The 1459-nt window shown below is 62.7% G+C and carries 2 protein-coding genes and 1 pseudogene; all 3 read right to left on the bottom strand.

Going from position 1 to position 1459, the window contains the following annotated elements; all coding sequences use genetic code 11:
• Positions 1 to 44 precede the first annotated feature (44 nt).
• Complete coding sequence (locus tag ACIPYQ_RS41200) at positions 45 to 236, bottom strand: hypothetical protein (protein WP_401259817.1); 192 nt, start codon at positions 234 to 236, stop codon at positions 45 to 47.
• Positions 237 to 339: 103 nt separating this feature from the next.
• Complete coding sequence (locus ACIPYQ_RS41195) at positions 340 to 591, bottom strand: helix-turn-helix transcriptional regulator (RefSeq protein WP_401259816.1); 252 nt, start codon at positions 589 to 591, stop codon at positions 340 to 342.
• Between the two features lie 593 nt (positions 592 to 1184).
• Positions 1185 to 1459: pseudogene (locus ACIPYQ_RS41190) on the bottom strand (IS5/IS1182 family transposase); the annotation flags it as partial.

Raw genomic sequence — 1459 nt, 5'->3', positions numbered from 1 at the left:
CCGGTCCGGCAACAACGGCTCGATGCGTGCCCACTGGGCGTCAGTCAACGACACACATCAACCAACGATCCGATGATCTGAAGGAAACGGCCTAGCGGCATGGTGGCAAGCGACGGGTTGATGCCGGCCTGGGCGGCCTCGACCAGGGTGGAAATCCACTCCTGCGCTTTGTCCTCAGTCTCCTTCGACTTGGAGAGGGACTTACGGGATTTTGTCTCGGGGTCCCACCAGCGCACGCGAGCCCGGTAGGGCGAAGGCCTGTTGGGGCGGTACTCGACATCCGCGGTGAGACGGACGCCGACAGGCACTGACTCAGCGAGGGCAGACGCAATCGCCATGTCAGGCCGCCTGCGCCGGGTCGACGCGGCGGCTGCGGAGCCAGTGCTCGACGTCAATAGCGCTGTACAGGGTGACGCGATCAGAGACCGGGATGAACGGCGGCCCTTGCGGAGGGCGAGCTGTGCGCCAGCGCCGCAGGGTGGATGCGTCGAGGTTCAAAATGCCCGCGAGCTCGTCGGTCCTGAGCCACTGGCCGGTGACCAGGTTCGGCGAAACGTTTCGCCCGATTGTCGTTGATTCCTCGGATGCCATGGGGTCCTTGCGGCGGCAGATGATGCCAGTTGGGCGGGTCGTTGTAGGAGGCAGGTTGGCACGCTCCCCTGGTCGGATTTGGAGTGGGACGACGACCATAGGGGGAACGTGGGGAAAGTCCAGCGAAAGGTGTCCGGATTCGCGGACGGAGAACAACTCCTATGGCGATTTCGGACGGCTGGGATGTCGGACTCGGCGCTGCAGGCACAGCTCTATGGATCGCGTCTCCCAATCCGTCTCGCTAAAGCAACTCGTCTTCACCTAAGCGAGATTCGGCATATGGGGCGCTGTCGTCGAGCGACTTGCTGTGAGGGTGAACGTCGTGGCCCTGGATGGTTCGGCCTCGCTCGAGAGTCGGTGTGGACGGTGGAGGACCGATCATCCGGAAGATCCCCGGTTTCCGAAACCGGGGATCGCCGCCTATACTTCGCCCTGCCTGAGAGGGCTTCGCCGCCGCAAGTGAGATCTGGAGGTCTCGGATGTGAGCGTCCGCTCCGCTTTGGCCAGGCTCTCCCTAGATGATCACTATTTGGGTGCGGCCATCCCACCTCGCACGATGAGCGCCGTTTTCGCGCTTTCCTCTTCGTGCAGCCTTAGAGCTCGTAACACGATCGTGATCGGTGTTTCTTGAGTCGGCGCCAGCAGATCAGGCTGCAGGCAAGGGAGACGAAGGCGTAATGGAGTTCGGTGCGGTGTTCCCAGCGGACGGCGAGTCGTTTGAACTGGTGGAGCAGGGCGAAGGTCTGCTCCACGACGTAGCGGGGCTTGCCCATGTTCCTGATGTTCGGGCAGCCCTTGCTGGAGATCACAGGCAGGATCCGGCGCTTGCGAAGCTCTTCGCGGTTGGGGTTGGAGTCGTAGCTCTTGT

The sequence above is a fragment of the Streptomyces sp. NPDC090045 genome, from assembly GCF_044747975.1.
Classification (GTDB): domain Bacteria; phylum Actinomycetota; class Actinomycetes; order Streptomycetales; family Streptomycetaceae; genus Streptomyces.
The sequence above is the reverse complement of the archived record's forward strand: the minus strand, read 5'-3'. Positions and strand labels throughout refer to the sequence as shown.